Consider the following 18,421-nt stretch of genomic DNA (forward strand, 5'->3'; position numbering starts at 1 on the left):
TTAACGCGAGTACACGTTCAGTGCCGGGAAGTAGTAAGCGATTTCCACAGCAGCGGTTTCGGCGGCGTCGGAGCCGTGAACAGCGTTGGCATCGATCGAATCGGCGAAATCGGCGCGGATCGTGCCTTTTTCCGCCTTCTTCGGATCGGTCGCGCCCATCAGGTCACGGTGAGTCGCGATGGCGTTTTCGCCTTCGAGCGCTTGCACCATGACAGGACCCGAGATCATGAATTCGACCAGGTCCTTGAAGAATGGACGTGCAGCGTGCACGGCGTAGAAGCCTTCTGCTTCGGCGCGCGACAGGTGCATCATGCGGGCAGCGACCACTTTCAGGCCAGCGCCTTCAAAGCGGCTGTAGATTTGTCCGATGACGTTTTTTGCAACTGCATCTGGTTTGATGATCGACAGGGTGCGTTCGATTGCCATTTGTAAAAACTCCAATAAAAAGAAAGGTTTAATGTTGGGTGATGAGACCCAATCAACCTTCGATTTTACCATACAACACCCCTTTTTGAGGGATATTGCACGGCCGGCCGCAGAAGTGTTAGAGTGACGCCAGCAAATACACGCGGGCGCAAGCGCGATTTTGCGCGCTTTTCTCCCGCCGTGCTATTCTTTTAGTGAGCATTACTTTTTATCAATCGGAGGCACTATGTCAATCAGCATGCAAGACTACACCCTGGCGGGAAGCCAGGAAGTGCGTCATCGCGTATTGCGCAACACTTACTGGCTACTGGCCCTGTCGATGATTCCGACGGTGCTCGGCGCCGTCATCGGCGTGATGTTCCAGCTGCCGGTACCGCGCGGCTTCCTCGGTTTCGGCCTGTTCCTGGCCCTCGCCTGGGCCTTTATCTGGGGTATCGAGAAAACCAAGCATAGCGCCATGGGCGTCGTGGTGCTGCTGGGCTTTACCTTCTTCATGGGTATCTGGCTCACGCCGCTGCTCACGCGCACCCTGGGCTTTTCCAACGGCGGCACCCTGATCATGATCGCCTTCGGCGGCACCGCCAGCATCTTCGCCGTGCTGGCAAGCATCGCCACCGTGACCAAGCGCGATTTCTCGATGATGGGCAAATGGCTGTTCGCCGGCGTCATGGTGCTGATCGTGGCATCGCTGGCCAACTACCTGTTCCAGATGCCTGCCCTGTGGCTGGCCATTTCGGTGATCGCCATCGCGATTTTCTCCGCGTACATCCTGTATGACGTGCAGCGCATCGTCAACGGCGGCGAAACCAACTACATCAGCGCCACGCTGGCCCTGTACCTGGATGTGTATTTCATCTTCCAGCACCTGCTGGCACTGCTGGGCCTGGGCGGCGAACGCGAATAAAGTTTCATTTCCCGCAATAAAAAACCGGCCTGCGGGCCGGTTTTTTTACGTCCGGAAAGCGGCAGGAAGGCTAGCCGCGGCTCAGAAATCGATTGCCAGCGATGCCTTGGCGCTGCGCGGCGCGCCGAAGGTCAGGGCGCCGCTCGTGGTCCCAGCCCAGCCAGGCGCCGCCGGTCACCAACAGGGCCAGCATGGCGCAGCCAGCCTGCAGCAGACGGCCGCGACGCGGCACGCGCACGAAGCTCTCCTGCGCCAGGTCGGCGGCGGCGCGGCGGTCGCCAAGAAGGCGATGCAGGAAATTGAGCAATTCGAGGTGATAGCGTTCGAACACGATGGCAGGCGGCTGGAAGAATGATCGTTCCGACCCGCGCTGCATGAGGGCCGCTGCAACAGCAGGCCGCACGGCGGCGCGCGGCCGGAAATGAGAATGATTCTCATTATACCAAACGGCGCCGCCCCTTCCCTGCCTTGCCGCTACACCAGGTCGAACACGGCCATCGATTCCACGTGCGAGGTGTGCGGGAACATATTGACCACGCCCGCCTTGCTCAGCTGGTAGCCCGCCTCGTGGGTCAGGATGCCGGCATCGCGCGCCAGGGTGGACGGACTGCACGACACGTACACGATGCGCTTGGGCAGCATCTCCGGATGGCTCAGGCGCAGTGCGGCCAGGGCTTGCACCAGCGCCATGGCGCCGTCGCGCGGCGGATCGATCAGCATGCGGTCGAACTTGCCGAGCGCGACCAGGTCTTCGGCCGTCACCTCGAACAGGTTGCGGGTCGAAAAGCTGGTTTTCTCCGACAGCCCGTTGGCGCGCGCATTCGACAGCGCGCGCTCGGTCAGGGTGGTGCTGCCTTCGATGCCGACCACTTCCCTGGCCTGCGTGGCCAGCGGCAAGGTGAAGTTGCCCAGGCCGCAGAACAGGTCGGCCACGCGGTCGCTCGGCTGCACGTCCAGCAGATTGAGCGCTTTGCCGACCAGCACCCGGTTGATGTGGTGGTTGACCTGGGTAAAATCGACCGGCTTGAACGGCATCTTCACGCCGAATTCGGGCAGGGTGTAATACAGTTCCTTGCCCAGCGGATAAAACGGTGCGGCCGTTTCCGGACCCTTGGTTTGCAGCCACCACTGGATATGCCACTGGTCGGCAAAGCTTTTGAGCACCGTTTCATCGGCGCCAGTGAGCGGCGCCATGATGCGCAGCACCATGGCCGTGGTTTCCTCGCCGACCGCGATTTCGATCTGCGGCATCTGGTCGAAGATCGACAAGGCGCCCACCAGCGCGCGCAGCGGCAGCAGCATGGCGGCCACGTGCGGCGGCAGGATCTTGCAGTCGCTCATGTCGGCGACAAACGCCGAGCGCTTTTCGTGAAACCCCACCAGCACCGTATCTTTTTTGGCAACATGGCGCACCGACAGGCGCGCGCGGTAGCGGTAGCCCCAGGTCGGGCCGTACATCGGGCGCATCACATTGCCCGGCTTGACCTTGCCGATATGCCACAGATTATCTTCCAGCACACGCTGCTTCATCGCCACCTGGGCCGAGGGCTCCAGGTGCTGCATCGAGCAGCCGCCGCAATTGTCGAAATGCGGGCATTTCGGTTCGACCCGCATCGACGACGGCTTGTGCAGCACCGTCATGCGCGCCGCTTCCCAGTTTTTCTTCTTCTTGAAGGTATGAAAGCTGACCTTTTCGCCCGGCAAGGCGCCCTCGACGAAGATGACCTTGCCCGGCGAACCGTCCTCGTTGGCGAGGTGGCCGACGCCGCGGGCGTCCATGTCCAGGGATTTGATGTCGAGAATGGTGTCTTGCATGGCGAAAAACACGCGCGTGGCGTGTGCGGAAAGAGGATTAAAAGGGAAAAGGAGGAGTGGCGCGCAGCCGTGTCAGCCCGCGCGCATCATAGCAAGGAATCGCGCACCACGCCACGGGCGGCCATCGCCCGTTTCAGTTTGACCAGGGCTTCCTGCTGGATCTGGCGCACCCGCTCGCGCGTGACGCCCATCTCGTCGGCCAGGGTCTCCAAGGTGGCCGGATCGTCGTTGTCGAGCCCGAAACGGCGCATGATGACGATGCGCTGCTTGTCCGGCAAGCGCGTGAGCCAGTCGCGCACCAGCACCGTCATTTCGTGGTGTTCGGCGCGGGCGTCGGGGCTGTCGTCGGCGTCGCCGGGCAGCATGTCCATCAGGCTCGACTGCGGATCGTTGTCGAGCGGGGCGTCGAGCGAGGTGGCGTGCTCGGACAGGGCCAGGATATCCTGCACTTCCTCGACCGGGCGCCCGACCAGGTGGGCGATGTCTTCGGCGCTGGCATCCTTGCCGTTGTGGTGCTGGGCTTCGAGGTGGTACTTGGCGCGCAGGATCTGGTTCAGCTCGCGCACCATGTGGACCGGCAGGCGCACCGTGCGCGCCTGGTTCATGATGGCGCGCTCGATGCTCTGGCGGATCCACCAGGTGGCGTAGGTGGAAAAACGGAAACCGCGCTCCGGCTCGAACTTGTCGATGGCGCGCATCAGGCCGATGTTGCCTTCCTCGATCATGTCGAGCAGCACCACGCCACGGTTGATGTAATGCTTGGCGATCGATACCACCAGCCGCAGGTTGTGCTCGATCATGGTCTGGCGCGCGGGAAAGTCGCCCGCCTTGGCCAGGGTGGCGTAGTGCACTTCCTGGGGCGCCGTGAGCAGCGCCCGGGTGCCGATCTGGTTCAGGTAGTGCTGGGTAGTATCGGTCGACAGCTCGGCCGCCAGCACTTTTTTCAGTTCGTCGACGCTTTCGAGCACCGCGCCGGCCACCGGCACGGCATCGGCGCCAATGCCGGGCTCCGCATCCGGGTCGATCTCCGGGTCGATCTCCGGGTCGGCGTCGGCGTCGACCTCGGCCGGCTCGTCCGAAAACTCATCGGGAACCGGATCGTCGCCTTGCTGGTAGCTCGAATGCGTCATAGGATCCACGGGCCGGTATCGGATAAATTGCGCGGCAGTTCGTCAGCGGTTAGGCAGGAAACGCGAAGGATCGACCGGCTTGCCCTGCTGGCGGATCTCGAAGTGCAGCTTGACCGAATCGGCATCCGAATCGCCCATCTCGGCAATAATCTGGCCCTTGTTGACGCTCTGCCCTTCCTTGACCACGATGCTGCGGTTATGGGCATAGGCGGACAGCAGGCTGTTGCTGTGCTTCACAATCACCAGATTACCATAACCGCGGATGCCGCTGCCCGCGTACATGACTTTTCCGGCGCCGGCGGCCATGACTTGCTGGCCCGCCTTGCCGGCGATATCGATTCCCTTGTTCTTGCCTTCGTCGAAGGTGGCGACGATCTTGCCGTCGGACGGCCACATCCAGCTCAGCTTTTCGTCGTCGGTGGCGGTCACGGTGCTGCCCGGCGTGACCACGGGCGGCGGCGCGACGGCAACCGCCGGCGGCGGCGGGGCCCGCTCGGGTTTCTCGGCCGGCTTCGGATCCGGCCTGGCGGCGCCGCCCTCGTTTTTTTGCAGCTCGGCCAGCGCGCTGTCGCTGTAGGGACGCTTGTCGGCGCGCGGCGAGGTCTTTTTGACCACTTCCGCCACCGGCGGCGGCGCCGGCTTTTTCGGTTCCGGCGGCGGCATGTCGATCTTGCTGATCACCACGCTTTCCGGAGGCATCACGCGCAGCACCTGGTCGACCTTGATGTCGTTCGGATTGGCCAGGTTGTTCCAGGCCACCAGGTCGCGGTAATTCTGGCCGTGATCGAGGGCGATGCGGATCAGGGTATCGCCCCGCTTGACCGTGTACATGCCGCGCTCGTCTTTAGCGTCGTCGGTGGCGCGCGGGGCGCGGATGTCGGCGGCCGGCAGGCGGTCGACCACAGGCACGGGACGGCGGGGGGCGGTATGACAGGCGCTGAGCAGGCCGATCGTAAGGAACAGCAGGGGAAGATGGCTTGTGTATTTCATTCTCATGTTATGTGTGTCGTGTTCTGTTAAGCTGGGGCGCGCACCATGGGCGCAGGCCGGGCGAACGCTTAAACGGTGCCCGGGCGCAAGGGCACGAAGTGGCAGCCTTCCAGGGTTTCGCTCATCCATTCGGCCTTGCCGGTACGGGTGATCAGCTGCAGGTGCTGGACCTGCGCACCCACCGGGGCGACCAGGCGGCCACCCACGCTGAGCTGATCGAGCAGTGCCTGCGGCACCTCCAGACCGGCCGCAGCCAGAATGATACCGTCGAATGGGGCGGCTTGGGGCAAGCCTAGCATACCATCTCCGTAGTGCAAGCGCAGATTCACGATGCCCAGGTGGCGCAGATTGGTCTTGGCCAGCTCGTGCAATTGACGAATCCGCTCGACCGAATACACATCCTTGGCGATGCACGACAGCACCGCCGCCTGGTAGCCGCAACCGGTGCCGATCTCCAGCACGCGGTTCAGGGGGCCGCCGTTGCGCAGCACTTCCAGCATGCGCGCCACGATGTAGGGACGGGAAATGGTCTGGTTGTGGCCGATCGGCAAGGATGCGTCGATATAGGCCTGGGCCGACAGGGCCGGCTCGATGAAGCGGTGGCGCTGCACGGTTTCGAGCGCGCCCAGCACCACCGTATCCTTGACGCCCTGGCGCGCCACCCGCGCCACCATCGCGCGCCGGATCGCGTCCGACACGCCCATGTCGGGCCGCGGCGGCGCCACCGGCAGCGGCTGGGCGCGCAGCAGGGCGTCGCTGTGCGACTTCGAGGGCGATGCCACCACCCGCGCCACGTAGGGACTGGGGCCGTTCGGCTGCACCCCGTTCCTGGCGGCATTCCGGGTCGCGGTCTGGGGCGTGGCGACTCTGGGGGTCGCGGTCTGGGGCGTGGCGACTCTGGGGGTCGCCACTGGCGAATTGGCGACCCGGGGCGTTGCCACCCTGGCCGGCGCGAAGGCCGGACCCTTGCGCGCATCGCCCGTCACCGACGACAGCGGCAGCGGGAAGGTGCTGCGTTTGTCCGGCTTGTCGCTCATGCGAGGCCGCGCGAGAGCAGCGCCAGCTGGTCGCGATGGGTCAGGTCGACCTGCAGCGGGGTGACCGAGACCTCGCCCTGGGCGGTGGCATGGAAATCGGTGCCCTCGCCGGCGTCGCGCGTGGCGCCCGGCGGGCCGATCCAGAAGATTTCGCGCCCGCGCGGATCGCGCCCGCGGATCACCGGTTCGGCCTGGTGACGCCGGCCCAGCCGGGTCGCGCGCACCGTGGTCAAGGCTGCGTAGGGCAGGTTCGGAATATTAACGTTGAGCAAGTACGGCGCCGGCAACTCGTCGAAGCGGCGCAGCACGATGTCGCGCGCCAGGCGGGCGGCGCCATCGATGTGCTCCCAGCCGTGCGCCACCTGGGAAAAGGCGATCGCCGGAATGCCGAACAGATAACCTTCGGTCGCGGCCGCCACAGTGCCCGAATACAGGGTGTCGTCGCCCATGTTCTGGCCATTGTTGATGCCGGACACGACCAGGTCGGGCCGGTAGTCGAGCATGCCGGTCAGGGCGATGTGGACGCAGTCGGTCGGGGTGCCGTTGACGAAGTAAAAGCCGTTGGCCGCCTTCTGCACCGACAGCGGGCGGTCCAGCGAGAGCGAATTGGACGCGCCGGAACGGTTGCTGTCGGGCGCCACCACGACGATCTCGGCCACCGCGGCGAGCGCCTCGGCCAGGGCCTGGATGCCGGGGGCGAGATAGCCGTCGTCATTGCTGATAAGAATTCTCATGCACCGATTTTACCTGATGCAATGAGCGCCACGCTGGCCCGCGCCCAACAAATTGTGCGCCGGGCGCGCCAGATGGCTTTACTGGGCGCTGACCGGGCGCCCGCCGACGGCGTCGGTGAGCGCCTGCTGCAGCGCCGAGACCTCGTCCTGGGCAAACGCGAGCAGCGCATCCTTGTCGTTGTTGCGCTGATAAACCTGCTTGATCAGGGCCACCCCGCGCAGGCGCAGCAGCGCCGGCACGTTGCGCCGAAGCACGCTTTTGCGCAGGCTGTCGGCCAGTGCGCGCGCCTCGCGTTCGCAGCGCTGGTCGATCAATTCCTGCAGCTGGGCCAGCTTGTAGCCGAGGCTGTCGCCGCTGTCGGGCGCGTCGAGAATGCCGCTGCGCCGCACGCTGCCCTGCTGCACGCTGTCGGCCAGCTTGCGCGCGTCCACGCCGTGCCCCTGGCGCGAGAGCGTGGACGCCAGCGCCATATTGATGTCGCGGGTGTGCGCGTCGTCGCTGCCGTGCACCTGCTCGTGCCCATTGACCAGCTTTTGCTGCAGGCGCCGGGCGGCGTCCAGGTCGCCCTGCTCGCTCAGGGTCGAGGCCAGCCGGGTCTGGCTGGTGATGGTGTCGGGATGGTCGGCCCCGAGGCAGCGCTCGCGGCTTTTGGCCAGCAGTTCGAGCATCCCGCGCACCCCGCCCAGATCGCTCTGGGCGGCCATGATCTCGGCCAGCAGCTCGCGCGCCTGCATCGTGGCTGGATGGTCGGGCCCGGCGTTGCGTTCGCGCGCGCCGGCCACGCCTTCCTGCAGCTTGCGCGCATTGCCCAGGTCGCCCAGTTCCAGCAGCAGGGCCGCCAGTTGCTGGGCGCAGCGCAGGCTGTCCTCGTGCTCGCTGCCGAGCAGGCGCTCGCGCCCTTCCAGCACCCGTTCGTAGACCATGCGCGCGCGGCTGAGCTCGCCATGGCGGGCCAGGGTCCGGGCTTGCCCCGCCAGGCGGTCGAGGGTGTGCAAGTGGCCGCAGCCGAGCACGCGCTCGCTGGCCTCGATGAGCTGTTCGTGCAGGCCCAGCGCGCGCGCGAATTCGCCGGCGTGGGCCAGCGTCGCGGCCAGCGCGGCGCGCGCGGCCAGGGTGTCGGGGTGGTCGGTCCCGAGCAGGCGCGCACAATCGTCGACGAGCAACTCCTGCAGCAGGCGCGCCTCGGCCGTGCGCCCCTGCTGGCGCAGCACCACCGCCAGCAGGGCCCGGGTGGCGCGGGTGTCGGCATGCTCGTCGCCGAGCAGGCGCTGGCGCAGGCTGGTACTTTCTTCAAAGCAGGCAATGGCGTCGTCGACGCGCCCGTTGCCGCGGTACAAGAGGCCAAGCTGGTGCAGGTCGTGCGCCAGCGGCAGCGACAGCGCCGTGGTGATGCCCCGCCCCAGGCGCTCGCGGGCGGCGCTGATGGCGGCGCACAGGCGCACCTCGGCGTGCGATTGCCAGGGAAAATAATTGCCGCTCATCCAGTCGAGCAAGGTGGAAAACGTGCGCGCCGGCGAAAAGCGGTCGCAATCGCGTTCGGCAACCGCCGCCAGCGCTTCGCCGCCGGCCACCGCATGGATCTGCTGCAACTGGATTTCATCGAAATAGCTGTCGAGCGAGATGCGCGCGACGCCGTAACACTGGCGCAGCAACTGCTCGATCACGCTCTGGTAGCCGGCCAGCGCGCGCTGCGGGTCGCCGCGCCGCCACAGCAGGCGGCGCTGGACGTCGGCGCTGTCGATCGACGAGGGCAGCGGATAGACCAGCAGCGGGCGCTGTTCATCCTCGTGGCTGCAGCGGTAATCGATGGCGCGCGTGACCACCCCGGACAGCCCGTCCAGGCTGCCCTGGTTGGGCGTGAACACGGCCACCAGCCGGCGCGGCAGCAAGGTGGTGCAGATGCTCACGGCGGCCGAGCGCCCGCTGCGCGCATCGACCAGCACATGGGCGAAGCGCTGCGCCATGTAATCGGCGAAGCAACGGAACAGCGCCGGACACGCCTCGAACAAGCCATCCCAGTCGAACTGGTCGGCGCGCTCGCCGTAACTGTCGTCGAAGCGGCCGGCGCGCATCAGGTACAGCGGGCGGCTCTGGTCGACCCGTTCGACGAACGGTTCCCAGTCGACCGCCTCGAGCACCTGGCGCGCCAGCGCGACATCGTCGCGCGCGGCGGCGCCGCGCCCGAACAGGCGCAGGTGGTCGCGGCAAGCCTGGAAATATTCAAGCAGGCCGGGCCGTTCTCCGGGGCGCCCGAAATGATGGTGCAGGCCCGGCGCGGCGGTGTCGAAGTCGATCATCAGCACCGGCACGGTCGCGTTCTGGCGTCCGGCCAGCAGCACCGCCATGGTCGACAGGGCCATGCTGCGCGCCGAGCCGCTCTCGAACGAGTAGAACGTCGTCACGTCACCGGGGCCGGCCAGCGGCGGCAGGGTAATGCGTTTGATTTCCATGTTGCTCCTCTTATTTTTTCGGAAAAGTCAGATCCGGCAGATCGCGCCACACGGGTGGGACATCGGGAAGCACGAATTGGTTGCAATCATGGCCGACAGGGGTGTACTTTTTTAGGTACTCATAGTGGATGACAATCCTGTTCACGATCTTTTTGATATCTGGCAGGAACTCCGGGTGCGATTTCAGGTCGCCCGTTGCCATCGTGAAATGCGAAAAATCCACGTAAAAGCTGGAGCCGGCAATCTGGGGCGGCAGGCGGGCCGGGTGCATGGTCATAATCACGGGAATAATCAGGTGGCTGGGCATGGTGTACCACCGACTTCGTTCGGCCTCGATCTGCTGCATGGCCGCGAACTCGCGCCGCGTATATCCGTGGGCCTCATACTTGGGCGTGTAGATCAGGATCATGGTGACGCTCTCGCACATGGCGCGGGCGATGCGGCGGTCGATATCGTCGCCGCCGCCGAGCTGTTCCGTATCAATGAACAGCTCGTCCTCATTGTCAAAATACGGTTCCAGATAGCAGCGGATGGCGTCCGACAGGGCGATCTTGAACTCGTTCATCAGTCCATCGCGGCGACCGTGGGCGTAACTAAAGAAACAGCCATAACGGATTGCCATGCCAGCCTCCCTCTCCGGTGGTCCCACTGATGCGCTCGCGCTGTCGACTTTAACAAGCGCGGCCGAGGTGGCTTTGCGCACGCGCAAACCGCTGAGTGGCGCGGCCGGGCCCGGCGCGTTTCAGCCGACCACGGCCAACCCGGGCGCACGGAATTGAGGCATAATAAAAAATCAAACGGTCGTACTATTTTTTTATAACACTCATCGGAGACACCAATGAAAGCCGTGGTTTGCAAAGCGTGGGGGCTGCCCGACAGCCTGGTAGTGGAACAAGTGGCCGCCCCGGTGGCGGGGCCCGGCCAGGTGCTGCTCGACGTGAAGGCGGCCGGGGTCAACTTCCCGGACGTGCTGATCATCCAGGGCAAGTACCAGTTCAAGCCCGAGCTGCCATTTACCCCCGGCAGCGAACTGTCGGGCGTGGTCAGCGCGCTGGGCGAGGGAGTGAGCAACGTCAGGCTGGGCGACCGGGTGATCGCGTTTACCGCCCAGGGCGCCTTCGCGCAGCAGATCGTGGTGCCGGCCCAGGCGCTCATGCCGATGCCGCCCGGCATGGATTTCGACACCGCCGCCGCCATCACCCTCACCTACGGCACCTCGCACCACGCGGTGGCCGACCGCGCCGCCCTCAAGGCGGGCGAAACCATGCTGGTGCTGGGCGCGGCCGGCGGCGTCGGCCTGGCGGCCATTGAAATCGGCAAGGCGCTGGGCGCGCGCGTGATCGCGGCCGCGTCCACCGACGACAAGCTGGCGGTGTGCCGCGAGCATGGCGCCGACGCCACCATCAACTACAGCAACGAGGATTTGCGCGAAGCGATCAAGGCCGCCACCGACGGCAAGGGGCCGGACGTGATCTACGATCCGGTCGGCGGCATCTACGCCGAGCCGGCCTTCCGCTCGATCGGCTGGCGCGGGCGCTACCTGGTGGTGGGATTTGCCAACGGCGACATCCCCAAGCTGCCGCTGAACCTGACCCTGCTCAAGGGCGCCTCGCTGATGGGCGTGTTCTGGGGCGAGTTCGCCAAGCGCGAACCGAAGGCCAACATGGCGGCCATGCGCGAACTGATGGGATGGCTGGCCGAAGGCAAGATCCGGCCGCGCATATCAGGCCGCTACGCGCTGGAACAGACGGCGCAGGCACTGAACGACATGGCCGCGCGCAAGGTTACCGGCAAGGTGGTGATCGTGCCGGACGCCTGAGCGGCCAGGCCGCCTCTACCTGGCCTGCTGCGCGATCCAGGCGTTGATCCTGGTTTCCAGCAGCGCCAGCGGCAAGGTGCCGTCAGCCAGCACCGCATCGTGGAACCTGGCCAGGCTGAACTTGTCGCCCAGCGCCGCCTGCGCGCGCTGGCGCAGTTCCATGATCTTCAGCGCCCCCACCTTGTAGCCCAGCGCCTGCCCCGGCCACGCCATGTAGCGTTCGGTCGCGTTGCGCGCATCGTCTTCGGTGCTGCCGGCTTCATCGACCAGGAAGCGGATGGTCTGCTCGCGCGTCCAGCCCTTGGCGTGCAGGCCGGTGTCGACCACCAGCCGGGCCGCGCGCATCATGTCGAGCATCAGGTGGCCGGCGTAGGCATTCGGGTCTTCATACAAGCCCATTTCCTTGCCCAGCGATTCGGCGTACAGGGCCCAGCCTTCGATATAGGCATTGTTGCCGCCGAACTTGCGGAACTTTGGAATCGGCAATTCCTGCTGCTTGGACAGCTGGAAATGGTGGCCGGGATGGCCTTCGTGCAGGAACAGCGAGGTCATGCGCGTGCTGGCGTATTTGGCCGGATCGGGAATCACGGCCCAGAAAATGCCCGGACGCGAGCCATCCGCCGCCGCGGCCGTGTAATGGTCGGACGCGGTATCGCGCGACAGGGCTGGCTCGGCGCGAATTTCCAGCGGCGCCTCGGGCAGGGTCGCAAACAGGCGCGGCAGCATCGGCAGGATGCGCGCGTTCAGCGCCCGGTAGGCCTGCAGCACGTCTTCCTCGGTCTTGAAGGGCCGGTACTTGGGCTGCTGCGTCAGCCAGCGCGGCAAGCCGGCCGGCGCCCCCGTGTAGCCCAGCCTGGGCGCCAGCTTCGTGAATTCGGCGTTGATGCGGCTCATCTCGGCCAGACCGATGCGGTGGATTTCTTCCGGCGCCAGTGCGCTCGTGGTTTGCGCCGCCACCCAGGCGCGGTACCAGTTGCCGCCGTCCGGCAGGCTGCCCCAGCCGGCGGTCGCGCGCGCGGCCGGCAGGTAGTCGGTTTCCAAAAAGGCGGCCAGCTTGCGCAGCGACGGCAGCACCTGCACCCGCACCGCTTCGCGGTAGGCGCCCGTCATGCGCGCCTTTTCACCCTTGCTGAACGCTTCCGGCAGCGCGCGCACCGGTGCGGCGTACGGGCTGGTGTCGACCGTCGCGGCGGCCAGCGCCTTGATCTGCGGCAGCAGCGCCTGCACCAATGCCTTGGGCTGCACCACGCCTTGCTTGATGCCGGTGCGCATGTTGGCAATCGCCGCGTCGGTCCACTGCGGCAACGCCGTGATGCGCTTGAGGTATGCCTGGTAATGGGCCACGGTGGCCAGCGGCTGCGAGCCGTCGCCGGCGCCGAAATTGGCCAGCAGCACGGGCAGGCTGTCCATCTGGTTCATCGGCAGCAGGTAATCCTTGAGCGGCTCGAAGCGCAGCAGGTTGTTGACCTCGAAACCGAGGATGTCGTAGGTGGTCAGGTCGAGCGCCGTCAGCTTGCTGCGGTCGATCCGGGCCAGCTCGTCGCGCACCTCGTGCAGCATGGCGAACTGGCGCGCCCGCACCGATGGCACGATGGTCATCGGCAGCAAGTCGTCGAAGCGGTTGTCGCCGGCGAAGGTGGCGTTGACCGGCTCGAAGCGCGCCTGCGCTTCGTAATAGCGCTCGGCCAGCTGGGCCAGCTGCGCGGCCGGATTGGCGGCCATGCTTGCCTCAGCGGCCAGAGGCGGCGGCGCGGGGACCTGGGCCTTGATCCCGGCCGCAGCCTGGTCCACGGCGCCAGCGGCCACGGTCGTGCCCATCAAGGCGGAAAGTAACAGCGAGCGCAGCACGGTCATGGCTTAGTCCTGGGTTTCTTGAGGCGGTTTGAAAAAGGCGATCACGTCTTCCTGCAGGCGGGTGCGCTTGAATGACGGCAGGCTCTGCCAGACGCGCTTGCCGTACGACTTGGAAATGAGGCGCGGGTCGCAGATCATCAGCACGCCGCGGTCGGTCTCGTCGCGGATCAGGCGCCCTGCTCCCTGCTTGAGGTTGATGATGGCCTCGGGCAGGGTGTGGTGCATGAAGCCGTTCAAGCCCTGCTTTTCCATCACGTCGATGCGCGCGGCCAGCACCGGGTCGTCGGGCGGCGCGAACGGCAGCTTGTCGATGATCACCAGCGACAGCGCATCGCCGCGCACGTCGACGCCCTCCCAGAAACTTTGCGAGCCGACCAGCACGCCGTTGCCGGCATTGCGGAAGGAATCGAGCAATTCGGTGCGGCCACGTTCGCCCTGGACGAACAGCGGAAAGTCGAGCCCGCGCTTGGCGAACTCGTCGCGCAGGCGCTCGGACACCTGCTTGACCGCACGGATCGTGGTGCACAGGAAAAACGTGCGTCCGCCGGCCGCCTCGATCACCGGCAGCGCGCAATCGATGACGGCGTCGGTGTAGCCGAAGGAATTCGGTTCCGGCAAGCCGTTCGGCACGTACAGCAAGCCCTGCTGCTCGTAGTTGAACGGGCTCGGCCAGGTTTTGGCCGGCTCCCCGGTCAAGCCCATCTGGTTCGAGAAATGCTTGAAGTCATTCTTGACCGCCAGGGTGGCCGAGGTAAAGATCCAGCTGCGCGGCGTGCCTTCGCGCTGGTTGTTGAAGATCGGCGCGATCGACAGCGGCGTCTTGTGCAGCTGCAGCGAGGACGAAAACGCTTCCACCCACAGCACCGCCTGGTCGCCTTCGACCACTTTGCTGGCCGGCGCGTCGCGCCGGATGCCATCCTGCTTCCAGGCGTCCAGCGCGGCGGCCAGTTCGACCGCGCGCACCCGCACCTGCTCGATGGTTTCGGCGCGCGCGGCCTGGTCTTCGAGCACGTCGATCATCTCGGCCAGCTTTTCCTTGAGCGTATTGAGTGCCGGGAAAAACTCGGACGACGGCATGATCTGCGCCAGCGACAGGCGCATGATGTCTTGCGGGAAGGTCAGGCGCAGGTCGCGCGCGGCCTTTTCGACCACGGTCACCACTTTGGCCCAGTCCGGGCCGCCGCGCGCATGCGCCAGGCCCTCGGCCAGCACGTCGCGGCACAGTTCCAGGATTTGCGAGGTCGACACGGTCTGGCCGAAGAACAGGGTGGCCGTGTCGGGCAACTGGTGCGCTTCGTCGAAGATGATGGTGTTGGCCGACGGCAGCAGCTCGGCCACGCCGGTATCTTTCAGCGCCACGTCGGCGAAGAACAGGTGGTGGTTGACCACCACCACATCGGCCTGCTGGGCTTCGCGGCGCGCCTTCATCACGAAGCAATCCTGGTAATACTGGCACTCGGCGCCCATGCAGGTGTCGCGCGTGGAGGTGACCAGGTTCCAGATCAGGGCGTTTTCGGGCACCTTGGACAGTTCGGCCTTGTCGCCGGACGTCGTCATCTTGATGAAGCGCGAGATTTCGCGCAGGTTGCCGACATCGTCGCGCGAGGTCATGCGCCCGTTCTGCAGGGTGCGTTCGAGGTGGTAATGGCACACGTAGTTCGAGCGGCCCTTGAGCAGCGCCACCGAGACCGGCGCCTTGAGGGCGGCACGCACGGTCGGGATGTCGCGCAGGAACAACTGATCCTGCAAGTTCTTGGTGCCGGTCGAAATGATGGTCTTGCCGCCCCACAGCAGCGCCGGGACCAGGTAGGCGAAGGTTTTTCCGGTGCCGGTGCCGGCCTCGGCGATCAAGGTGCTCTGGTCGGCGATGGCCTGGGCGATCGACTTGGCCATCTCGGTCTGCGAGCGGCGCGGGCTGAAGCTGCCGACGGAGGGCGCGAGCGGGCCGCCCGCGCTGAACAGGCGGTCGACTTCGGCATCGTGTTTGCCGGCGGGCGGCGCATCGTCGCCGTCGGCGGCGGCAGGGAGCGCGTCGCGTAGCGCCCCGGGCGCGAGTAAAGGGTCGGTCAAGGTGGCATTTCAGTGAAGCGAAGACGGATCAGGCCGGGACATCAGGCACCAATTGCATTTTCAACAGGGTAATATGGTCTTTCAGTTGCAACTTGCGCTTTTTGAGCCGGCGCAGCTGCAACTGGTCGTGGTGCCCGTCCAGGGTCAACATGTCTATGACCGCATCCAGGTCGCGATGTTCCACATCGAGTTCGATCAGGCGGCGCTGGATAGTTTGGGCATCGTTCATGTGTGGCATTCCAGACAAGTTCATTTCAAAAATTTCATCAACTGCTGCCCGAAAACGCATACAATCGGAAACAATTTTTGTCGCACAGAAAAATGTATCCGCTTGCAACAAGGAGGCGACTCAGTGCATAGTTTAATCTACGGCGCCGTTGCAGCCAATAATATCGAATACGACAGCCGAGAGAGTCGTATGGTAACGCAGCCAGGACTTTTACCCCAAGCATATGAATGAATACAAGATCGAGGCCGGAACCGCGCAGCATATCGGCAACCGGCCGGAGCAGACCGACCGCACCGCCTTGTTCACGGGGGCACGCGCGCCCGGCTACATGATGGCGGTGCTGGCCGATGGCGTATCCGGCGGCGCCATCGCATCCGACCAGGTGCTGTTGACGGCCAAGCAGCAATTCGACAATTTCAAGCCGGGCGACGATCCCAGCATCGAGCGCCTGCAGACACTGCTGCGCGAGATCGTGCTGGAAACCCACACGGTTCTCAACCTCAATGCGCTGACCAGCAAAGCCGAGGCGCATACCACCTTCGTCGGACTGGTGATCACGCCCAAGGGCACGGCGGTGTGGGCGCATGTGGGCGATTCGCGCCTGTACCGTTTCACCCGGGCCGAGTGCGCGGTGCGCACCAGCGACCTGCCCTACATCGAGCACCTGGTCGGCACCGACAAGCTGCCGCTGGAAGCGGCCAGGAATCACCGCCATTCCAAGCTGCTGGTCAATGTGCTGGGCAACAGCCGCAAGGAGCCGTTCGTGGCGGTGGGCCACCACGACAACCTGGCCGCGGGCGACACCTTTCTGCTGGCGTCGGACGGGCTGTGGCACTTCTTCACGGACAGCGAACTGGGCGCCGTAACGAGCAAGAACACGCCGCGCCAGGCGTCGGAACTGCTGATCAACAAGGCGGTGGAACGGGCCCAGGGCAAGGGCGGCAATTGCACCATGGCGATCGTCAAACTGGTCAAGCCGCCCAAGGAAGTGCCGAATTACACGGTTGAACGGATGCGCCGGGCGGTCTGAGGCGCTGTGCTACACCCATCGTTGCCGCCATTGGCGGGAACGATGGCTTATTTGGAGATCTTCACTTCCTTCGGCTGCGCCGCCGCTGCGGCATCTTGCGCCGCCTTCTCCGCCTTCTTCGCGCTGGCCGCCTTCTTCTCTTCGACCTTGCGCTGGCGCTTCTCCGAATCGATGCGCTTCTGCGCGAACGCTTCCGCATTGGCCGCGCGCTCCGGCACGGCCGCCTTCTCTTCCTGCGCGAGGCGCGCCAGCTTGGCCGCCTGCGCCGCCTTGCGCGCTTCCAGCGTCGGCTTCTTCGACGGTCCCTTCACCTTGGGCGGCGCCTCCACCGGCACCGGCGCCTGATTGGCCGCCAGGCGCGCTTCTTCCGCTTCCGCCGCGCGCACCGATTCGGCCACCGCCACATCGCGCGCATCGGCCGAGGCCTTGCGCTGGAAATGCTTGGCCTCGTCCTCGACCGCGTTCAGGTAGGACAGCGTCACGCGCCGGTATTCGCGCGCTTCGTCCAGGCAGTCGTTGACGAAGAAGCGCTCGTAGCAGCTCGCTTCGCTGTTGGCATAGCGCGCTTCGGTGGCGGCGCGCTGGGTGCGCACCTGCTCCAGTTTGAGTTCGGCCTGCTCCAGCGACACCGTGGCGGGCACCACCGGCGCCATGGAGGTCGGCAGCAGGCTGTTGGAACAGGCACCCAGGCCAACCGCCAGCAGCGCCAGCGCCGCGCCGCGGATCAGGGGAAAAGCGAAATTATTCATGTTCTGTGTCCTGTAGGCTGTCACGAGAGGGAGTCGGCGGCGCCGCGGCGCTCCGCATCCATATACTCGCGCGACTGCATTTCAATAATACGCGAGACGGTGCGATGAAACTCGTTCGACAGCGTCCCTTGCGTGTACAGCTCTTCCGGCGCCACGGCGGCCGACATCAGCAGTTTAACCTTGTGGTCGTAAAAGACGTCAATGAGCCACGTAAACCGGCGCGCCTCGGACGACTGGGCGGCCGACATGGCCGGTATCCCCGACAGCACCACGGTGTGGAAGCGGCTGGCGATTTCCAGGTAATCGTTCTGCGAACGCGGCCCGCCGCACAGGGTGGCGAAATCGAACCAGATGATGCCGCCCGCATGGCGCAGCGCGCGGATTTCGCGCTCCTCGATGCGGATGCGCGGGTCTTCGTCGGCCGTCTCGGCGATGCGCGCGTAGGCCGTGCGCAGCGCCTCGTCGGAAGCGGCGTTCAGGGGCGTGTAGTAGCTCTCGACCTGTTCCAGCGCGCGCTTGCGGTAATCGATGCCGGCATCGACGTTGAGCACATCGAGCTTGTCCTTGAGCAGGGCGATGGTCGGCAGCATGCGGTCGCGGTGCAGGCCGTCCGGGTACAGCAGGTCGGGATCGTAGTTCGACGTCATGATGAACGACACGCCGTTGTTGAACAGGGCGGTCAGCAGATTATACAAAATCATGGCGTCGGCGATATCCGACACGTGGAATTCATCGAAGCAGATCAGGCGGTACTTCCTGGCGATGCGGCGCGCCACTTCGTCGAGCGGATCGGCCACGCCCTTGAGCTCATCGAGCTCGCGGTGCACGCCGCGCATGAATTCGTGGAAGTGCAGGCGCGTCTTGCGCACCACCGGCACCACCGAGTAAAAACTGTCCATCAAAAACGACTTGCCGCGCCCTACCCCGCCCCACAGGTAGACCCCGCGCGGCACGTCCGGGCGGTTGATCAGGCGCTTGAAGGTGGACGAACGCTGCGAACGGAATTCGACCCATTCCTCATAGGCGCGCTGCAGGCGGTCGACCGCGCGCTGCTGGGCCGCGTCCGAGGTAAAGCCGCGTTGGGATAAGGCGTGCTGGTAGAACTCTTGGACATTCATCAGGGGAGGCAATGCAGAAAGCCGGGCGCACCAATGGACACATTGGCACGCCCGGCGGGTACGGA

General features: G+C 65.3%; 17 protein-coding genes. 3 read left to right on the plus strand and 14 right to left on the minus strand.

What is annotated here, in order from left to right:
- Entirely contained in the window at positions 1–426 is a 426-nt protein-coding gene (ndk, locus tag RBA41_RS13915; protein WP_167089422.1) for a nucleoside-diphosphate kinase, read from the minus strand.
- A 226-nt stretch (positions 427–652) separates the two neighbouring features.
- Here ndk and RBA41_RS13920 point away from each other — a divergent pair, with 226 nt between their 5' ends.
- Positions 653–1,330: a Bax inhibitor-1 family protein gene (locus RBA41_RS13920; protein ID WP_306624581.1), complete on the plus strand. Its 678-nt coding sequence runs from the start codon at positions 653–655 to the stop codon at positions 1,328–1,330.
- Positions 1,331–1,400: 70 nt separating this feature from the next.
- Here the strand turns inward: RBA41_RS13920 and RBA41_RS13925 are convergent, their stop codons facing one another.
- The 8 genes from RBA41_RS13925 to RBA41_RS13960 form a co-directional block, all read right to left on the minus strand.
- The gene (locus tag RBA41_RS13925; protein WP_306624583.1) at positions 1,401–1,706 is read right to left on the minus strand and encodes a sigma factor; all 306 of its coding nucleotides are present in this window, start codon (positions 1,704–1,706) and stop codon (positions 1,401–1,403) included.
- 98 nt (positions 1,707–1,804) lie between these two features.
- Positions 1,805–3,145: a 23S rRNA (uracil(1939)-C(5))-methyltransferase RlmD gene (gene rlmD / locus RBA41_RS13930; RefSeq protein ID WP_306624585.1), complete on the minus strand. Its 1,341-nt coding sequence runs from the start codon at positions 3,143–3,145 to the stop codon at positions 1,805–1,807.
- A gap of 86 nt (positions 3,146–3,231) precedes the next feature.
- Positions 3,232–4,275 carry an RNA polymerase sigma factor RpoS gene (gene rpoS / locus RBA41_RS13935; protein ID WP_306624587.1) on the minus strand — a complete coding sequence of 348 codons (1,044 nt, stop codon included), beginning with the start codon at positions 4,273–4,275 and terminating at the stop codon, positions 3,232–3,234.
- 42 nt (positions 4,276–4,317) lie between these two features.
- Positions 4,318–5,265 (minus strand): peptidoglycan DD-metalloendopeptidase family protein, encoded by a 948-nt coding sequence (locus RBA41_RS13940; protein ID WP_306624588.1) that lies wholly within the window; start codon positions 5,263–5,265, stop codon positions 4,318–4,320.
- A gap of 68 nt (positions 5,266–5,333) precedes the next feature.
- The gene (locus RBA41_RS13945; protein WP_306624590.1) at positions 5,334–6,302 is read right to left on the minus strand and encodes a protein-L-isoaspartate(D-aspartate) O-methyltransferase; all 969 of its coding nucleotides are present in this window, start codon (positions 6,300–6,302) and stop codon (positions 5,334–5,336) included.
- Positions 6,299–7,036, minus strand: a complete 738-nt coding sequence (surE, locus tag RBA41_RS13950) for a 5'/3'-nucleotidase SurE (RefSeq protein WP_306624591.1) — start codon at positions 7,034–7,036, stop codon at positions 6,299–6,301. Before surE ends, RBA41_RS13945 begins: the two co-directional genes overlap by 4 nt.
- A gap of 78 nt (positions 7,037–7,114) precedes the next feature.
- Positions 7,115–9,487 (minus strand): tetratricopeptide repeat protein, encoded by a 2,373-nt coding sequence (locus RBA41_RS13955; RefSeq protein WP_306624592.1) that lies wholly within the window; start codon positions 9,485–9,487, stop codon positions 7,115–7,117.
- A 10-nt stretch (positions 9,488–9,497) separates the two neighbouring features.
- On the minus strand, positions 9,498–10,109 hold the full coding sequence (locus tag RBA41_RS13960) for a toll/interleukin-1 receptor domain-containing protein (protein WP_306624593.1): 612 nt from the start codon (positions 10,107–10,109) through the stop codon (positions 9,498–9,500).
- 216 nt (positions 10,110–10,325) lie between these two features.
- On the opposite strand from RBA41_RS13960, the gene RBA41_RS13965 reads away from it, so the two are divergent.
- A complete protein-coding gene (locus RBA41_RS13965) occupies positions 10,326–11,306 on the plus strand; it encodes an NADPH:quinone oxidoreductase family protein (RefSeq protein WP_306624594.1) in 981 nt (326 codons plus the stop codon).
- A gap of 15 nt (positions 11,307–11,321) precedes the next feature.
- On the opposite strand, the gene RBA41_RS13970 is transcribed toward RBA41_RS13965, so the two are convergent.
- The 3 genes from RBA41_RS13970 to RBA41_RS13980 are packed head-to-tail and all read right to left on the minus strand — an operon-like array spanning position 11,322 to position 15,459.
- Complete coding sequence (locus RBA41_RS13970; protein ID WP_306624595.1) at positions 11,322–13,160, minus strand: DUF885 domain-containing protein; 1,839 nt, start codon at positions 13,158–13,160, stop codon at positions 11,322–11,324.
- 3 nt (positions 13,161–13,163) lie between these two features.
- Positions 13,164–15,230 (minus strand): DNA repair helicase YoaA, encoded by a 2,067-nt coding sequence (yoaA, locus tag RBA41_RS13975; RefSeq protein ID WP_374709549.1) that lies wholly within the window; start codon positions 15,228–15,230, stop codon positions 13,164–13,166.
- Between the two features lie 28 nt (positions 15,231–15,258).
- Positions 15,259–15,459 carry a YdcH family protein gene (locus RBA41_RS13980; RefSeq protein ID WP_306624596.1) on the minus strand — a complete coding sequence of 67 codons (201 nt, stop codon included), beginning with the start codon at positions 15,457–15,459 and terminating at the stop codon, positions 15,259–15,261.
- 223 nt (positions 15,460–15,682) lie between these two features.
- On the opposite strand from RBA41_RS13980, the gene RBA41_RS13985 reads away from it, so the two are divergent.
- Positions 15,683–16,489: a PP2C family protein-serine/threonine phosphatase gene (locus RBA41_RS13985; RefSeq protein ID WP_306624597.1), complete on the plus strand. Its 807-nt coding sequence runs from the start codon at positions 15,683–15,685 to the stop codon at positions 16,487–16,489.
- 47 nt (positions 16,490–16,536) lie between these two features.
- Here the strand turns inward: RBA41_RS13985 and RBA41_RS13990 are convergent, their stop codons facing one another.
- The gene (locus tag RBA41_RS13990; RefSeq protein WP_306624598.1) at positions 16,537–17,238 is read right to left on the minus strand and encodes a hypothetical protein; all 702 of its coding nucleotides are present in this window, start codon (positions 17,236–17,238) and stop codon (positions 16,537–16,539) included.
- A 20-nt stretch (positions 17,239–17,258) separates the two neighbouring features.
- Positions 17,259–18,356, minus strand: coding sequence for a cell division protein ZapE (gene zapE / locus RBA41_RS13995; RefSeq protein WP_306624600.1), 1,098 nt, complete (start codon positions 18,354–18,356; stop codon positions 17,259–17,261).
- Positions 18,357–18,421: the final 65 nt, after the last annotated feature.

Source organism: Massilia scottii, assembly GCF_030846495.1.
GTDB lineage: Bacteria > Pseudomonadota > Gammaproteobacteria > Burkholderiales > Burkholderiaceae_D > Telluria_A > Telluria_A violaceinigra.